This window comes from Microbacterium sp. LMI1-1-1.1, from assembly GCF_040815675.1.
Taxonomy (GTDB): Bacteria; Actinomycetota; Actinomycetes; order Actinomycetales; family Microbacteriaceae; genus Microbacterium.
The window spans coordinates 208554-225530 of the sequence record NZ_JBFPNN010000008.1 but is presented as its reverse complement, the minus strand read 5'-3'; the positions used below and the strand labels follow the sequence as shown (position 1 = coordinate 225530).

General features: G+C 72.0%; 15 protein-coding genes. 4 read left to right on the top strand and 11 right to left on the bottom strand.

All coding sequences use genetic code 11. The features are described 5' to 3' along the window. Position 1: 1 nt before the first annotated feature. The 11 genes from MRBLMI1_RS10755 to MRBLMI1_RS10705 all read right to left on the bottom strand — a co-directional run bounded on the left by MRBLMI1_RS10755 (position 2) and on the right by MRBLMI1_RS10705 (position 10674). Positions 2-892, bottom strand: coding sequence for an ABC transporter permease (locus MRBLMI1_RS10755; RefSeq protein ID WP_367732506.1), 891 nt, complete (start codon positions 890-892; stop codon positions 2-4). Next, complete coding sequence (locus MRBLMI1_RS10750) at positions 885-1817, bottom strand: ABC transporter permease (protein WP_367732504.1); 933 nt, start codon at positions 1815-1817, stop codon at positions 885-887. Before MRBLMI1_RS10750 ends, MRBLMI1_RS10755 begins: the two co-directional genes overlap by 8 nt. Beyond that, complete coding sequence (locus MRBLMI1_RS10745; protein ID WP_367732502.1) at positions 1814-3154, bottom strand: M14 family zinc carboxypeptidase; 1341 nt, start codon at positions 3152-3154, stop codon at positions 1814-1816. The genes MRBLMI1_RS10750 and MRBLMI1_RS10745 overlap by 4 nt, the downstream gene beginning before the upstream one ends. A 61-nt stretch (positions 3155-3215) precedes the next feature. Beyond that, the gene (locus MRBLMI1_RS10740; protein ID WP_367732500.1) at positions 3216-4793 is read right to left on the bottom strand and encodes a peptide ABC transporter substrate-binding protein; all 1578 of its coding nucleotides are present in this window, start codon (positions 4791-4793) and stop codon (positions 3216-3218) included. A 262-nt stretch (positions 4794-5055) separates the two neighbouring features. Then, positions 5056-5859 (bottom strand): ABC transporter permease, encoded by an 804-nt coding sequence (locus MRBLMI1_RS10735; RefSeq protein WP_367732498.1) that lies wholly within the window; start codon positions 5857-5859, stop codon positions 5056-5058. Continuing rightward, positions 5856-6734, bottom strand: coding sequence for an ABC transporter ATP-binding protein (locus MRBLMI1_RS10730; protein ID WP_367732496.1), 879 nt, complete (start codon positions 6732-6734; stop codon positions 5856-5858). The genes MRBLMI1_RS10735 and MRBLMI1_RS10730 overlap by 4 nt, the downstream gene beginning before the upstream one ends. A gap of 65 nt (positions 6735-6799) precedes the next feature. Beyond that, the gene (locus tag MRBLMI1_RS10725) at positions 6800-7573 is read right to left on the bottom strand and encodes an NAD(P)-binding domain-containing protein (protein WP_367732494.1); all 774 of its coding nucleotides are present in this window, start codon (positions 7571-7573) and stop codon (positions 6800-6802) included. Positions 7574-7609: 36 nt separating this feature from the next. Beyond that, positions 7610-8371 (bottom strand): IclR family transcriptional regulator, encoded by a 762-nt coding sequence (locus MRBLMI1_RS10720; RefSeq protein WP_367732492.1) that lies wholly within the window; start codon positions 8369-8371, stop codon positions 7610-7612. Between the two features lie 21 nt (positions 8372-8392). Further along, complete coding sequence (locus MRBLMI1_RS10715; protein WP_367732490.1) at positions 8393-8992, bottom strand: methyltransferase; 600 nt, start codon at positions 8990-8992, stop codon at positions 8393-8395. A gap of 31 nt (positions 8993-9023) precedes the next feature. Beyond that, complete coding sequence (locus tag MRBLMI1_RS10710; RefSeq protein ID WP_367732488.1) at positions 9024-9302, bottom strand: hypothetical protein; 279 nt, start codon at positions 9300-9302, stop codon at positions 9024-9026. 25 nt (positions 9303-9327) lie between these two features. Beyond that, complete coding sequence (locus MRBLMI1_RS10705) at positions 9328-10674, bottom strand: TRAP transporter large permease subunit (RefSeq protein WP_367732486.1); 1347 nt, start codon at positions 10672-10674, stop codon at positions 9328-9330. A 247-nt stretch (positions 10675-10921) separates the two neighbouring features. On the opposite strand from MRBLMI1_RS10705, the gene MRBLMI1_RS10700 reads away from it, so the two are divergent. The 4 genes from MRBLMI1_RS10700 to MRBLMI1_RS10685 are packed head-to-tail and all read left to right on the top strand — an operon-like array spanning position 10922 to position 16966. Continuing rightward, positions 10922-12400 (top strand): glycosyltransferase, encoded by a 1479-nt coding sequence (locus MRBLMI1_RS10700; protein WP_367732437.1) that lies wholly within the window; start codon positions 10922-10924, stop codon positions 12398-12400. Beyond that, positions 12397-14388 (top strand): hypothetical protein, encoded by a 1992-nt coding sequence (locus MRBLMI1_RS10695; protein WP_367732435.1) that lies wholly within the window; start codon positions 12397-12399, stop codon positions 14386-14388. The genes MRBLMI1_RS10700 and MRBLMI1_RS10695 overlap by 4 nt, the downstream gene beginning before the upstream one ends. Positions 14389-14435: 47 nt before the next feature. Beyond that, entirely contained in the window at positions 14436-15335 is a 900-nt protein-coding gene (locus tag MRBLMI1_RS10690; RefSeq protein ID WP_367732433.1) for a DUF4397 domain-containing protein, read from the top strand. Next, complete coding sequence (locus tag MRBLMI1_RS10685) at positions 15332-16966, top strand: class F sortase (protein WP_367732430.1); 1635 nt, start codon at positions 15332-15334, stop codon at positions 16964-16966. Before MRBLMI1_RS10690 ends, MRBLMI1_RS10685 begins: the two co-directional genes overlap by 4 nt. Positions 16967-16977 lie beyond the last annotated feature (11 nt).

The following is a 16977-nucleotide window of genomic DNA, read 5'->3' as shown; positions in this document are numbered from 1 at the left end:
GTCAGCGTCCTTTCGGGTCGAGGGCGTCGCGCACGGTGTCGCCCAGGGTGATGAGCGCGAGCACGGTGATGCTGAGGAAGAGGGCGGGAAAGAGGAGCATATGCGGCGCCGTGCCGACGTACGACTGCGCGTTCGCCAGCTGCAGGCCCCAGGAGATCGTGGGCGCCCGCAGCCCCACACCGAGGAAGGTGAGGGTCGACTCGGCGACGATGACACCGCCGACGAAGGTGGCGGCGATCGCCAGCACCGGCCCGATCGCGTTGGGGAGCACGTGCCGGAGGACGATCTGCACGTGCGACAGTCCGATGACGGATGCCGCCCGCACGTAGTCGGCGCCCCGGACGCTCCGCACCGCGCCGCGCACCAGACGGGCCATCGTGGGCCACGAGAAGAAGGCCAGAACGAGCGAGACCAGCACGGGGTCGGGCCGGCCGAGGCTGTTCAGCACGATGATCGCGCCCAGGATGAACGGGAACCCGAGGAACACGTCGGTGAGGCGGGAGATGATCGTGTCCAGGATGCCGCCGGCGTACCCGGCGATCGTCCCGAGCACGATCGCCACGATGAGGCAGAGCGCCGTCGTCAGCAGTCCGATGGACAGCGACGTGCGGGTGCCGAAGATGACGTTGGCGTAGATGTCGCAGCCCTGCAGGTCGGTCCCGAACAGGTGTCCCGGCCCGGGCGGCAGGGCGCTGTCGACGAGGTCGCAGGCGCGCGGGTCCCCGCTGCCCGAGAGCATCGCGATCGGCCCGGGCGCGACGGCGACGAGCGCGAGCACCGCGAGCACGGCGAGGGGCGCCCAGAACGTCACCCGGCGGCGCAGGACGGACCAGAGGCCGCGGTCGACGAGCGTGGGCTGGTCCGCTGCGGTGGCGGCGATCATCTCAGACATGGCGGATCCTCGGGTCGAGGGCGGAGTTGACGAGGTCGACCAGCAGGCTGAGCGCCAGGAAGATGAGGATGAGCGTCGTGCCCACCCCCACCACGGTGGGTCCCTCGTGCGTGCGGATCGCGGAGAACAGCAGCTGCCCGATACCCGGCAGGTTGAACACGCCCTCGACGACGACGGCGCCGCCGAGCAGGTAGCCCAGGTCGATGGCGACGAAGGTGAGGACGGGGGCGACGGAGTTGCGCATGACGTGCGTGCCGACGATCGTGCGACGCGGGACGCCCTTGGCACGCAGGGTCCGGACGAAATCGGACTGGAGCGTGTCGATGACGCTGCCGCGCATGAGGCGCGCGATCGCGGCGAGGCCGAAGATCGCGATGACGGCCGCGGGCAGGAGGTAGGCCGTCGGCCATCCCGCCGTCGTGCCGGCGATGGGGAGCCACTTCAGCTGCAGGCCGAAGATCAGCTGCCCGCCGACGGCGACGACGAAGATCGGGATCGAGGTCGCGAGGATCGTGGTCAGCAGCACGCCGCGGTCGATCCAGCTGCCCTTGCGCAGGCCCGCGACGAGACCGAGGAGCACACCGAGCACGACCTCGATGACCCAGGCCGTGACGGCGAGCGTGATCGTCACCGGCCAGCGCGCGGCCATGCGGTCGGCCACCGCGACGCCGTCGAAGGTGGTCCCCAGATCTCCCGTGAACAGTCCGCCGAGGTAGCGCAGGTACTGCAGGACGAGCGGATCGTCGAGGTGGTACTGCCGCCGCAGCTCGGCCACGACCGTCGGCGGGAGCGGCCGGTCCCCGCCCAGCGCCGCGATCGGGTCGCCCGGGAGGGCGTAGACCATCGCGTAGATGATGAAGGTGACGCCGAGGAAGACGATGCCGACCTCCAGCAGGCGCCCGCCGGCGGCGCGCGCGAACCTCACGCGGTCACCGCCGCGCGGGCCGCCGCCATCAGGGCGTCCAGCTGCACGCCGACCAGGTCGGCGAGCGGGAGGGTGTCGAGCGGCACCTGTTCGGCCTCGGCCACCCAGTCGTCGTAGACGCGCCGGAAGGCGTCGCGCTCGCGGCGCACCGTGTCGTGCGCGACTCCCGCCGCGCACTCCGCCTCCAGCGCGCGCAGGAGCATCCCCCCGAACCGGAGGCGGAAGGACCGCACGGCGTCCTCGTTCGAGAACACCTCGGCACGCGTCGCGACGCGCTCGTCGGTCAGACGCCGCGCCCGCTCGTCCTCGGCATCCGCGAGGACCGCCATCAACGGCGCGAACGCGCGTGCACCGCGCAGGAAGGGGCTGGGGATCGTCAGGTGCGGATCCACCCGGGACAGCACGCCCGTCAGCGTCTCGCCGAGGGTGCGGAGCCGGTGCGCGCGATCCGCGACGACACGGCGGTACGGCAGGCCGCTCGGACGGTCGTCCGCGACGTCGGCGTGCGTCCAATAGGGCAGCTCGGCGACCATGACGAGGGTGCCGAAGCGCTGCAGGTAGTCGGCGGAGCCGCCCCCGGACGCCTCCGCGAGCGGGTCGAGCCCGAGCGACTCGACGTAGTCGTAGCGCTCCGCGACCGTCGGGCAGCGGAACACGGCGTCGCCGAGACGCACCAGGTCGGGCGACTCCGGCTCCCCGTTGTCGAGGGGCAGACCGTGGCGTGCCGGGATCGACGACAGCTCGCGGACGAGCGCGTCGTCCTCGCGGTTCACGTAGAAGTACACGCCGCCGACCTCGGCGTTGTGCAGGCCGACGAACAGAGCCGGCTCGACCGTGTCGAAGAGGTCGGCGAGGGCCCGGGTCTCGGGCAGCACGCGGTCGAAGTGCAGCCGCTTGTACGACAGCGGGAAGCTCCACTCGACCTGCTCGTCCGGGGCGGGGCGGTAGAACGCCCGCCCGTACGCGCCGCGGTCGCCGGGCGCGGCGAACCAGCCCTCGTTCAGGCGGGTCCCGTCCGGATCGACGCACGGGACGATGTGGAAGGTCATGCCCAGCTCGCCGCGGAGGGCGTCGTCGGCGACGAGCCGCCGGGCGAGGGCGAGGGCGGTGTGGAAGCCGATGGGCTCGTTGGGGTGCACGCCCCCGGCGACGACGGCGTGCGCCGGCCCGTCGCCGATCTCGTAGACGGGGATGGGCTCGCCGAGCCGGGAGCGGCCGAGGAGGCGACGGCGCACGAGATGCGGTGCGCCCTCGGCGAGGGCGAGGAACGCGGACTCGAGGGCGTCGACCGTGGGGAAGCCCGTCAGGACGGGCGAGGGGGAGAGAAGGGGGTGCATGGGTGTCCCGGGGGTCGGCGGCCGGCGCGCGGGCGGGGGCTCCGCGCGCCTGCCGGGGAGGTCAGCGCAGCTGGATCGCGCGGTAGGTCGGGTTGCCCACCGGCGAGCTCACGAGCTCGGCGACGCGCTCCGAGGTCACGTAGGAGTACGTCTCGAAGAACAGCGGCACGGCCGGGAACTCCTCCTGGATGATGTCCTGGACCGCGGCGTACGCCTCTCCGTCCCCGCTGAGGTCGGCGTCGGCGGTCTGCATGGCCGCGCTCACCTCGGGGTCGTAGAACGGGATGCAGTTCGCGCAGCCGCCGCCCTCGATGAAGAACACGCGCAGCGTGGCCTGCTGGCTGGGGTACAGCGCTCCCCAGCGGGAGAAGAACGGCCCGGTGAGCGAGGCGTCCGTGCGCTTCTGCAGGAACTCCGCCCAGTCCGCGGTCGGCGTCGCGGTCGCGTCGATGCCGAGGTTCTGCCGCAGCTGGTTCGCGATGGCCTCGTAGAGCGGGTCCAGTCCGCCGCCGCCGGGGTAGGTGATCTCGAGGGGCCCGTCGAACCCTCCCGCCTCGTCGAGCAGCGCCTTCGCGGCATCCGGGTCGTACTCGCAGTACTCGCCGCAGATGCCCTCGGGCGTCCCGGGCTCGATCGCCGGGGTCCACGCCGTCGCCGGGGTGTACGTGCCGCCGTAGATGCGGTCGATGATGGTCTGCCGGTCGATCGCCATCGACAGCGCCTGGCGCACGCGGACGTCCTGGTACTGCTCGTTCCACAGCGGCAGGCCGAGGAACGAGATGCCGGGCGCCTCGAAGGAGTACAGGCGGTCGCCGAAGTCGGTGCCCGCCTGGATAAGGCGGCTGGCGGGCACGCCCGCGACGTCGAGGTTGCCGGCGAGCACGTCGGTGTAGGCGGTCTCGGAGTCGGTGTAGGGGACGAAAGTGATCTCGTCGACGGTGGGGGCCTCCCCCGCGAAGTCGTCGTAGGCCGACACCGTGATCGGCTCGTTCTCGACGTAGTCGCCCGTCATCTCGAAGGGGCCGTTGCCGACGGGGTGCGTGTTGTAGGCGTCGAAGTCCGACAGTGCCGACTCCGGCATCGGGAAGAACGCCGTCTGCGCCTGCGTCACCTGGAGCGGGAACTGTCCGTCGGGGCTGACGAGCTCCACCGTGAAGGTCAGGTCGTCCACGACGGCGAGACCCGACATGGCATCCGTCGTGGGGTCTCCCTCGGCCGGGTTCAGGTCGGCGTACCCGACGATGGATGCCAGCTGCCCCGAGTTCTCGAAGGCGTTGGGCCCGTAGGCCACGGCGTTCCAGGAGTCGACGTAGCTCTGCGCGGTGACGGGGGTGCCGTCCTGGAAGGTCCACCCGTCGCGGAGGGTGACGGTCCACGTCTGCGCGTCGTCGGACTCGATCGACTCCGCCTGGACGTACTCCAGGGTGCCGTCGGACTGCAGGAAGGCCAGCGGCGACCAGACCGCCATGTTGAAGTCGTAGGCGATCGACTGCCGCCCGGGGATGAGCTGCTGCGGGTCGGTGACCGCCACGCGGATGGATGCGTCGGCGGACGCGGTGTCCCCGCCGTCACCGCCGGAGCAGCCGGCGAGCGCGAGAGCGCCGGCGGCGAGCACGGCGAGCGCGATTCTTCTCTTCATCAGGAGCCTCTCGGGAAAGGGCGACGTTCCGCGCCCAAGGTGGGATGCAAGTGGAACTGCGCCCAGAGAACACCCGTGTCGCGAGACGGTCAATGCGAAACGTTCAGAAGTTTCAGCGAGTGATGAAAACTTAACGCCCGGGAAACACCGGCTCGGAGGCCGTGGCATCCCTCTCCCACACCGATAAACGCCGCCTGCCCCGAGAAACGCCCGCACACGGCGTTTCTCGGGGCAGCGAGCGTTTATCGGCAGACCCCGCGGGTCAGGCGTCCTTGCGGATCCAGCGGAAGGTGAGGCGCACCACCGCGAGCCCGACGACGAGCCACAGGGCCGTGACGAGCAGGATGAGGGGGTGGTCCCACGACCCGGACGGCTCGGCCGCGGCGAAGGAGTCCGGCAGGAACACCGACCGGAAACCCTGCGCCAGCCACTTCAGCGGGAACACGCTCGCGATGTTCTGCAGCCACTCCGGGAGCGTCGAGAAGTTGATGTAGACGCCCGAGATGAACTGCAGCAGCAGCACGATCGGGATGACGACGCCGGTGGCGCTGCGACCGGTCCGCGGCAGGGCCGACAGTCCGATGCCGAGGATCGCGCACGTGGTCACTCCGAGCAGGAACACCCACGCGAAGGTCAGCCACCGTTCCGGGTCGTCCGGCAGCGGCACGCCGAAGGCGAGCGCCGCGACCGCGATGAGCAGCGCCGACTGCAGTAGGCCGGTGATCAGCACCTGCCCGAGCTTGCCGATGAAGTACGACACGGGGCTCAGCGGCGTGCCCCCGAGGCGCTTGAGCGTGCCGTCGCTGCGCTCCATCGCGATGTCGATCGACATGTTCTGCAGCCCCGACAGCAGCACCCCGGCGGCGAGCATGGCGGGGAGGTAGAACCGGGCGGCATCCACCTCGTCCCCGGGCGGGCCGAAGGTCTGCGAGTCGAAGGCCACCGCGAAGATGAGCAGAATCATCACCGGAAACAGGAAGGTGAAGAAGACCGAGTCGCCCTGCCGGAAGTACGAGCGCGTCTCGAAGGCGATCCGCGCGACACCCAGCCGGAGCACCCGGCTCACGCGAGGCCACCCGACGTCGCGGCGATGCGGCGCTCGTCGGCGCCGAGGAACGACAGGTACACGTCCTCGAGGCTCGGGCGCACCACCTCCAGCCGGTCCGGCTCGCCGAGCCGGGCGTGCAGCGCGGCGACGAGCGCCCCGGGGTCGTCCGTCCGCCGCTCCTTGGCGACACCGTCCTCGCGCCAGCGCACGAGCGGCACCCGGGCGTCGGGCCCGCCGAGCTCGTCGATGGGACCGGTGGATGCCACGGCTCCCGCGACGATGATGGCCGCGCGTTCCGACAGCTCGGCGGCCTCGTCGAGGTAGTGGGTCGTGAGGAGGATGGAGGTCCCCTCGGCTTGGAGCGTGCGGATGAGGTCCCAGAACTGCCGGCGCACCTCCGGGTCGAACCCGGTCGTCGGCTCGTCGAGGAACAGCAGCTCCGGACGCCCGACGATGCCGAGCGCCACGTCGACGCGGCGACGCTGACCGCCGGAGAGCTTGCGTACCGACACCTTGGCCTTCTCGGTGAGTCCGACGGCCGCGATCACCTCGTCGACGTCCCGCGGGCGCGGGTAGAAGGAGGCGAAGTGCGCGAGCAGCTCGCGCACGGTCGCCGTCGGCGCCTCGCCCGTGTTCTGGAGCACGATGCCGAGCCGGGCCTTCCAGTCCAGACCGCCGCGGTGCGGATCGACGCCGAGCACCCGCACCTCCCCGCTCGTGCGGTCGCGGTACCCCTCGAGGATCTCGATCACGGTGCTCTTGCCGGCGCCGTTCGGTCCCAGGAGCGCGAACGTCTCGCCTCGTCGGATCTCGAACGCGACCCCGCGCAGCGCCTCGACGCCGCCGCGGTAGGTCTTGCGCAGGTCCCGGACCTCGACGACGTTCTCGCTCATGGGCCCAGTCTGTCGTGCCGCGGCCACCCGCTTCACGTCAATTCACCCGACACCCGCCCGGCGGGTCAGGACCGCTCGGCCCCCAGGCGGGTGAGCACCGCGCGCGCGGCGTCGGACATCTCGGCGGCCACGCCGAGGCTGCCGAGGTAGTCGACGACCGACTCCATCTCGTGGGCGCGACGGACGGCGTGCTTGCGGCTGCCCGTCTCGTACCGGTCCATCTTCGCCTCCGCGTCGCCCGACAGTTGCGCCGCGATCTGCGCCCGCACCCACGGCTCGCAGCCCGCGGCCCGTCCGGCCTCGAGCGCCTCGATCACGATCGCAGCGAGGCTCTTCATCAGGACGCTGCGCAGGAGCTTGCGCGACGTGGCGTCCCCGGCGGGCCCGTCGATCAGCTCCACGTCCGAGCCGAACCGTCGCAGCACCTCGGCCACGTCGGCCGCCGCTCCGCCGCTGACGATCGTCTCCGTCGCCGCGCCCTTGGTCGGCACGGGACCCAGAATCGCGACGTCGGCGAAACGGGCGCCCGCCGCCTCCACGACGGCCGCGACATCGACCATGACCTCGGGCGAGGCGGTGGTGAAGTCGGCGTAGACCGCGCCGGGGCGCAGGTGCGGTGCGGCGTCGGCCGCGATGCGGGGGCTCAGAGCCGCGCCGGTGAGCACGATGACGAGGTCGCCGGCCGCAGCCAGGGCGTCGAGCGTCGCCGCCCGCTCCACCCCGTCCGGCGTCGGGGTCGGGGCGGGGTCGTAGCCGTGCACCTCGTACCCGGCCTCGACCGCCCCGCGGGCGTAGAGCGAGCCCGCCTCGCCGAGTCCGATGATTCCGATCACGCGCATGTCGTTCCTTTCGAGACGCGCGAGTCGGTGCTCGCGCTATCGGCCGACGGCCGCTGCCGCCCGTCGGAGTTCGGGGGCCCACTCGGGCAGTCGCGCCGGATCCGTCGACTCGACGGGGCCGGACGCGGAGAGGGAGGCGATGACCTCCCCGGTCCCCGCGAAGACGGGGACGCTGATGGATGCCACGGCGGTGTCGCGCTCGGCGACGGAGACGTGGAAGCCGTTCCGACGGATGTCGGAGAGGTCGGCATCCATCCCCTCCACCGACACGGTGCGGCCGTCCGCCCGCTGCGTCTCGCCCAGCAGCTGGAGGATGCGGGTGATCTCGTCGGCGGGGAGGTTCGCGAGGATCGGCTTGCCCGCCCCGAGGTGCAGGGCGAGCCGGCGCCCGAGCGGCAGCTGGTAGCGGAGCGGGTGCTCCCCGTCGACGCGGACCGCGAGGATGCGCTCGTCGCCGCTGCGGACGTACAGCGAGGTGGTGAGACGGGTCGTGTCGGCGAGCTGCTGCAGGTGCGGCCGCGCGCGGTTGCTGAGCGGATCGGACGAGATGTACCCGTGCGCCATGCCGAGGGTCGCGACGCCCAGCCGGTACTCGCCCGCTCCGCTGGCGACGAGGTCGCGGCGCTGGAGCACGGCGAGCAGACGGAGGAGCGTCGCCGACGAGAGACCCGTTCCGCGGCTGAGGTCGACGAGCCGCAGCGGGCGGTCGGCGCGCTCCAGCAGCTCGAGCACCTCGAGGGCGCGCTCGACGCTGCGGACCGTGGGCTGACCTGACGTCTCATCGCGAGCCGGACTCATCCATCTAGTCTGTCGGATCGGTCAGGAGGCCAGGATGCCGCGACGGATCTCGGACTCGTCCGCGTTCTTGCGCCGTGCACGCTCGAGGACCGCCTCCGCCTCCGCCGCCGGCACGACCGCGAGGCCGTCGCCGTCGCCGACGACGACGTCACCGGGCGTCACGACCACGCCGCCCAGCGCGATGGGCACGCCCACGCGGAACGGGCCGTTCTTGTACGGACCGGCGGGGCTGCTCGACCGGGCGAAGACGGGGAAGCCCATCTCCTCCAGGTCGCCGACGTCGCGGACGGCGCCGTCGACGACGAACCCGGCGCAGCCGACCTTGCGGAGCCGCTCGGCGATGAGCTCGCCGATGAGGGCGCGGTCGGTCACGCCGTGGCCGTTGACCACGAGCACGGCGCCGGCGGGCACCTGCGAGATCGCGGCGTGGATGCCGGCGTTGTCGCCGCCGGCCACCTCCACGGTGAAGGCCGGGCCGGCGACCGCGGCGCCGCGCCAGACGGCCTGGATCCCGGCGTCGACGACGTTGAGCCGGTCCATCGAGTCACCGATGTTGGCGACGGGGAGGGCGGCGAGACCGGCGACGACGTCCGCGGCGACCGGGGTGGGTGAGGTGGTCATGTGGCATCCATTCGTTCGAATCGGCCGACGGTCAGTCGGCGGGCTTCCATCCGTGGGCGTACGACAGCAGCAGCGTCCAGATGCCGAGCACGCCGGCGATCCCGAACGCCCAGGGGCTCAGCGCGTCGGCGACGCCGACGACGAACGAGCCGTTCGCCAGGAGCAGGCCGATGATCTGCAGCACCACCAGCACCGTGCCGACGATGAGCATCGTGGCCAGGAGGACCACGAAGACGGGGGTCATGAGCGCGATCGCGCGGCGGCGGACGGGGCCGTGCGGGTTCTCGGCGGGAGTCTTCTCTTCAGACATGTGCTTCTCCGATGACGGACGCGGGCTAGAACGACACCGGCAGCCAGCCGGGACCGATGAGGGCGGCGATCGCGAGGATCGGCAGGACGTACCAGACGATCAGCGGCACGAAGGTCTTCACGGGGTTGACCTGGGCGATGCCGGTGGCGATGTAGATCGCCGAGGCACCGGGAGGGGAGGCCCCCTCGGTGGACGCCGCGACGAGGACGACGCAGGCCGCCAGGATCGGGTCCACCCCCGACACCATGAGCACGCTGAAGCCGATGCCGCCGATCGTCGCGATCGTGGCGGTGGAGCTCAGCGGTCCTGCGACGAGGACGGTGAGGACCGCGACGATGATCGACATGACCACCGGGGAGGCGTTGAGGCCGTTCAGGACCGCGGCGAGCTGATCGCCCAGGCCCAGCTCGGTGAGGACGGCGCCGCCCGCGAAGGCGAACACCAGCGTGGCGCCGATGTCGCGGTAGCGCGGGGCCGTCTTGGCGATGAAGTCGTACCACGCCCGGCCGCCGCGGGGCAGACCTCGCCAGCCGAGGAGGACGGCGAAGATCATGAGGAGCACGGGGATCCAGACGATGACGCTGACGGCATCCATCGTGTCCTCGCCGAGCGCCTGGGTGAGCGCGTCCCCGGTGGGTCCGAGCGTGACCGCGACCGGGATGACGATGCCGAGGAAGACCAGCAGCGACGTCCATCCCTGACGGAACGAGCGGGCGAAGGGGAGGATGTCGGCCGCGGCGACCCGGTCGATCTTGTGGCGGCGCACGAAGATGAAGATCACGATGAGGCGCCACAGCACGCACCAGGCGGCGGCCACGAACATGGCGATCAGGAGCTTGTCGATGGTGACGTACGGCGCCACGGTGGCCGTGCCGATCAGGATGAAGAACGAGGCGCTGGGCGGGATGACCGTGCCGTTGCCGGCGTTGCCCGCGATGACCGTGGCGGCGACGTGCGGCGGCCAGTTCGACCGCTTCATCCAGGGGATGGCGACCGATCCCATCGTGGCGGCGTTCGCGGAGCCGGAGTGGGCGACGGAGCCGAACAGCGCGGAGCCGATCGTCGCCACGTAGCCCGCCCCGCCGCGCAGGCGGCCCAGCAGCGAGTTGAGGATGTCGACCTGGCGGTCGATGACTCCGGTGGATGCCAGGAGGAAGCCGATGAACGTGAAGGCCAGGGCCGCGAAGACGATCTCCTGCGTGAACGCCGCCTCCAGTCCAACCGCCAGCAGGCGGAGGAAGTCCGCACCGCCGAAGGCGCAGACGACGAGGAAGCCGACGACCATCGCCTCGCCGATGCCGCGTTTGACGACGACGCTCCAGAGGACGATCACGCCGATGTAGGCGATCAGCGCCCAGACAGCCAAGCCCATAGTGCTCTCCATTGAGGTGGGGGGTTCATCTAGTGAACTAAGTGTTCACCTGTTGGAGTATGCCTCACGCCCACGGACGCGTCAACCGCCCCGGCGGAGCGCCGGAGAACCCTGGCAAACCCCTGGGCGATCCAAACCATCCCCCCCACGGCCCCCGGATGACCCGCGTACGACGACCTCGCCCGCGGTCGTCACCCATCCCCCACTCCGCCCTCGAACCGTCCACGTGGACGCTGGAGGTTGTCTTTTGTCGTCCCTGCTCACACCCACGATGGTCCGCGCGACCGCCGCGACCCCCCAACCGCTGCTCACCCCCGTCGCTCCCGCGCCCGGCGGCGGGCCCGAGGACATCACCACCGTTCCCGTCCCCGCTCAGCCGGGGACCTCGGTCATGGGCAGCCTCCTGCCCGACTGGTCCCTCGGCGAATGGCTCGGCTACAGCGGCATCATCGTGCTCGCCCTGCTCCTGACCGTCGTCGCGACGACGACCCTCTGGTGGATGCTGCACGCGTGGCGCTCCGCCGACGACCTGCGGGCCACGCAGTTCAGTTCGTCCCCGCGCCCCGCACGGCACCGCTTCACGCTCCTCGTCCCCGGCCGCCACGAGGAGGAGGTCATGGGGCAGACCCTGGACCGCCTCGCGCAGCAGGACCACCCCGACTTCGAGATCATCGCCATCGTCGGCCACGACGACCCGGGGACCGAGCTCGTCGTCCGGCAGGCCGCCGCGCGGCATCCCGACCTCATCAAGGTGGTCGTCGACGACAGCGTCCCCAAGAACAAGCCCAAGGCGCTCAACCGCGCCCTGCAGATCGCCACCGGCGACGTGGTCGGCGTGTTCGATGCGGAGGACGAGGTGCACCCCGGCCTGCTGACCGTCGTCGACTCCAAGTTCCAGGAGACGGGCGCCGACGTCGTGCAGGGCGGCGTGCAGCTGATGAACTTCGAGACCAGCTGGTGGTCGCTGCGCAACGTGCTCGAGTACTACTTCTGGTTCCGGTCGCGCCTGCACTTCCACGCCCGGTCCAAGTTCATCCCCCTCGGCGGCAACACCGTCTTCGTCACCCGTGAGCGCCTGGAGTGGTCGCACGGCTGGGACGACCAGTGCCTCGCCGAGGACTGCGAGCTGGGCGTGCGCCTGTCGAGCGACGGCGCGAAGGTCGTCGTCGCCTACAACCCCGAGTACGTCACGCGCGAGGAGACCCCGCCCACCCTGAAGTCGCTGTACAAGCAGCGCACCCGCTGGAACCAGGGGTTCCTGCAGGTGCTCGGCAAGGGCGAGTGGAAGGCGCTGCCGACCCTCCGCCAGCGGATGTACGCCCGCTACCTGCTGAACATGCCGTTCCTGCAGGCGGCCACCGGTCTGCTGATCCCGATCTCGGTCGCGTTCATCCTGCTGGTCAAGGTGCCGACCCCGGTCGCGCTGATCACCTTCCTGCCCCTCGTCCCCACCGTCATCACGCTGGTGGCCGAGGCTGCCGGGCTCACCGAGTTCGGCCGCGTGTACGACAAGAAGGTGCGGGTGCGCGACTACGTGCGCCTCGTGCTGGGACTCGTGCCGTACCAGATCTTCCTCGCGGCCGCGGCCGTGCGCTCCGTCGTCCGTCAGCTGCGCGGCGACGGCAGCTGGGAGAAGACCGAGCACACCGGCGCGCACCGTGAGGCCGCGTCCGAACCGACCACGAGCCGCGAGCTCGTAGGCGCCACCGCGGAGGTGACCCGATGACCTCGACCCTCGAGCGCCCCACCGCGCCGGTCCCCACCCGCCGCGACCGCGGAACGGCCGACGCGCCCGCACGCCGCTCGACGTGGCGCACCCGCCTCGTCGACGCGGCCTGGCTGCTGCCGCCGCTGTTCGTCGGCATCCTCGTCAACGCCCTCAACCTCGGCGGCTCGCCGCAGAGGATCGACGACGAGGGCACCTATACCGCCCAGGCCTGGAGCATCGGCAACCTCGGCGAGCTGACCCACTACACGTACTGGTACGACCACCCGCCGCTGGGGTGGATCCAGATCGCCGCCTACGCGGGCCTGACCGACGCGTGGGAGCGCTACGACGTCGCCGTGATCGCCGCCCGCGAGGCCATGCTGGTCTTCACGGGGATCGCCGCGATCCTGCTGTGGGTGCTGGTACGCCGCATCGGATTCGCCCGGCTGACGGCCTCGGTCGCGGTCGCGATCTTCCTGCTCTCGCCGCTGGCGGTGCAGTTCCACCGTCAGGTGTACCTCGACAACATCGCGACCGCGTGGCTGCTGGCCGCCCTGCTGCTGGCCTTGAGCCGGCGCGCGCAGCTCATCGGCTACATCGGGGCCGCCGCCGCCTTCGGCATCGCTGTGCTGACGAAGGAGACGTACCTCCTCGCGCTGCCGCTGCTCGCCTGGTTCCTGTGGCGCGGCGCCGACAAGACGACCCGCCGCTACACGCTGTCGGTCGCGGCCGCGGTGCTGGGTCTCATCGGCCTCACCTACGTCGCGTTCGCCGTGGTCAAGGGCGAGGTCATGCCGGCCGACGGCCGCGTGAGCCTGTGGGACGGGCTGGCCTTCCAGCTGGCGTCCCGCGAGGGCAGCGGGTCTCTGTTCGACCCCGAGAGCCTCATGTCCCGGACCGTCGGCCTGTGGTGGCAGCTGGACGCGGCGCTCATCGTGACCGCGCTCGCGGCGGCCGTGGCCGCGCTGTTCGTCCGTCGCCTCCGGCCCTGGGCGATCGCCCTGCTCGCGCTGACGGCGTTCATGTTCCGCGGCGGCTACCTCCCGGTGCCGTACGTCATCATGCTGCTCCCCTTCGCCGCGATCGTCGTGGCCGGAATGGGTCAGATCGCCGTCGAGTCGCTGCGGTCGCGGGCGACGCTGCGCCGATTCGGCGGGGTCGCGGTCGCGTCCGGCCTGCTCGTCGCGCTCGTCGCCGCGGGTCCGCTGTGGGCCGCGCAGCTGCGCGGGTTCCTCCTCGCCGACCTCGACCGGCCGTTGCGCGATGCGGAGGCGTGGATGACGCAGAACGCCCCGGCTGACGCGCGCATGCTCGTCGACGACGCCATGTGGGTGGACCTGGTCGACGCGGGCTTCACCCGCGAGGACGTCGTCTGGTACTACAAGGCCGACACCGACCCCGACGTGCAGGAGCTCGCTCCCGACGGCTGGCGGGACTACGACTACGTCATCACGACGGACTCGATGCGCACCTTCCCGACCGAGTTCCCCACGGTCCGGCAGGCGATCGAGAACAGCGTGGTCGTGGCCTCCTTCGGCGAGGGGGCGCAGCAGGTCGACGTGCGTCTGATCGATCGGGAGCAGGCCGCGCTCGCCCAGGCCGCGGACGAGGGGCTCTACACCGCCCGGTCGGTGGCCGGACAGCAGCTGCTGCAGAACCCCGGCATCGGACTCCCCGGCGCCGAGCAGGACCTGCTGACCTCCGGCGTCGTCGACGGCCGCATCCTGGTGACCCTGGGTCAGCTCTCGGCGGTCGGACGCATCGACGTCGCCGCGATCGACCAGCTCGACGGCGACCCCTCGGGCGTGCACCGTCAGCTCGTCGTCAGCTCGTTCGACGGTCAGGACGCACGCGGCACCGCCGCGGGCGCGGACGAGGTGGTGCGGTTCTACGAGTCGCTGACCGGCCGCCTCCGCCCCGTCTCGGTCGAACGCGGCGATGCCGGCGTGGTGATCACGTTCTCCCCCGACGAGCCGACCGGCCTCCTGCCGCGTCCGACCTCGTGACCCCGTCCCCCCGGACGACTCTCCTCCCCCCGACGAAAGGATCCCTCATGACCCGCATGACCGAGACCCCCCGCTCCTCGACCCGCGCACCCCGGCGCGCCCTGCGCGGCCTCGCGCTGACGGCCGCGGCCGTGATGCCGCTGGCCCTCGGCGTCGCCCTCGCCCCCGCGGCATCGGCCGCCTCGGCGGCTCCGGGCGGATGGGCGCGCGTGGCGCACCTGTCCCCCGACACCAAGTCGGTCGACGTGCAGATGACGGCGCTGTCGGGCGGCGCTGTCGTGTACGAGCTGGACGACGTCGCCTACGGCGCCGTCAGCGACTACATCCCCCTCGCGGAGGGCACGTACGTCGTGTCGATGGTCCCCTCCGACGCCGCCGACGACGCCGAGCCCGTCGTGCAGCAGTCGATCGACGTCGCGGAGGGCGAGCCGGTCACGGTCGCCGCCTACGGCCGCAACGCCGAGCTGCGCACGACGGTCTTCGAGGACGACCTCTCCGCCCCCGACGAGGGACAGGCGCGCGTGCGCGTGGTTCAGGCCTCCACGGTCGAGCCGACCGTCGACGTGGACACCGCGGAGGGCCGCGCGATCGCGCGCGACGTCCCCACCGGGACGGCCACCGACTACGCCGCCGTGCCCGCCGGTTCGTGGGACCTCGAGCTGACCGGCGCCGACGAGAGCGGCTCCTCCGCCGTCGACCTCCCCGCCGGATCGGTCTCGACCCTCTTCGTGCTCGATGACGCCGCGGGGGCGCTGACCGCGCGCGCCGTCACCGACTCGGCCACCCTCGCCGACATGCCCGTCGGCGGCATCCACACCGGCGGCGGCAGCACGGCCGCGTCGTCCGAGGTCGCACCCGGTGCCGTCGTGGGCGCGGCGGCTCTGCTCGGCGGCCTGCTCGTCGCGGTGGCGGCGCTCCGTCGTCGGGCGTCGAAGGGCACAGCGTGACCGGCATCCGCACCGTCCTCTCCGCCGGCGCGGCCGCCGTCGCCGTCGCGCTCACCCTGACCGCCTGCGCCGGACCGGCCGAGCCGGACACGGAGGGCCACGACCGCACCGTCGAGACGGCATCCGCGTTCCTGTCGACCTACGTGGACGACGGACGGGTCGTCCGCACCGACCAGGGCGGCGACACCGTCAGCGAGGGGCAGGCGTACGGCCTGCTCCTCGCCCTGGCGGCCGGCGACGAGGAGCAGTTCGACCGCATCTGGTCGTGGACCACCGAGAACCTGCAGCGCGACGACCTGCTGCTCGCGTGGCGGTGGGAGGGCGGCGCGGTCGTCGACGAGCAGCCGGCCTCCGACGCGGACCTGGATGCCGCCCGCGCCCTCGTGCTCGCGGGGGACGCGTTCGGCCGCGACGACCTGCGCACCGAGGGCATCGCGCTCGGAGGGGCGCTGCTCGACGACATGACGGCCGAGACCGCTGTCGGGCGGATCCTGCTGCCCGGTCCGTGGGCCACGTCGTCGCCCCACGCCTACAACCCCTCTTACGCCTCGCCGGCCGCGTATGCGGTGCTGTCCGAGGCCTCGGACGATCCGCGGTGGGAGGAGCTGGCCGAGGGCAGCCGGGCCGTGACCTCGGCCCTGCTCGACGCGAACCCCCTGCCGACGAACTGGGCCACGGTGGCGGCCGACGGGACCGTCGCGATCGCCGGCGCCGCCGACGGTCAGGGCGAGCCGGGCTACGGCTACGACGCCACGCGCACCCCGATCCGCTTCGCCGAGTCGTGCGAGCCCGCGGACCGGGCGCTGGCGGGACGCATCGCCGCCGCGCTCCCCGCGGACGACACCCTCGCCGCGGAGCTCGACTCCGGCGCGGGCGCGGTCACGAGCGACCAGCACGCGATCGCGTACGCGGCCCGGGCGGCGTCCTACGCAGGTGACGGGGACAGGGATGCCGCCGAGGCCGACCTGCAGCGGATGTCCGAGACCTCGGCATCCACGCCCACCTACTACGGCGACGCGTGGAACGCCCTGGCGACGGCGATGCTGACGGACGACGTCCTCGCCGGCTGCCCCCCGCTCGAGGAGTCCGCCTCCGCCGCGCCGGCGGGGGCCGCCCCCGGCACGGGCGCCGCCTCCGGCACGGGCGCCGCCTCGGGCTTCCAGGACCCGGTCGCGGCGGCCCCGGCCTCCACGGCGACACCCGTCCACCTCTCGATCCCCGCCATCGGCGTCGAGTCCGACCTCATCGGGTTGGACCGCGGGGCGGACGGCTGGATCGAGGCGCCCACCGACTTCGACGCCGTCGGCTGGTACGAGGGCGGCGTCCTCCCCGGGGAGGTGGGTCCGGCGGTCATCGCCGCGCACGTCGACTCCCCCACGGGCCCCGCTGTGTTCTTCGACCTGCCGAAGCTGACCGCCGGCGACACCGTCTCGGTCCGACGCAGCGACGGCACGACGGCGGACTTCGTCGTGACGGGACTGCAGACCGTCGAGAAGGACACCTTCCCCACGGCATCCATCTACGCCCCCGTCCCGACGCCGGAGCTGCGCATCGTCACGTGCGCGGGCGCCTGGGATCCCGAGACGGGCCACTACGTCGACAACGTCGTCGTGACCGCCGTCGCCGCCTGACATCCGCCCCT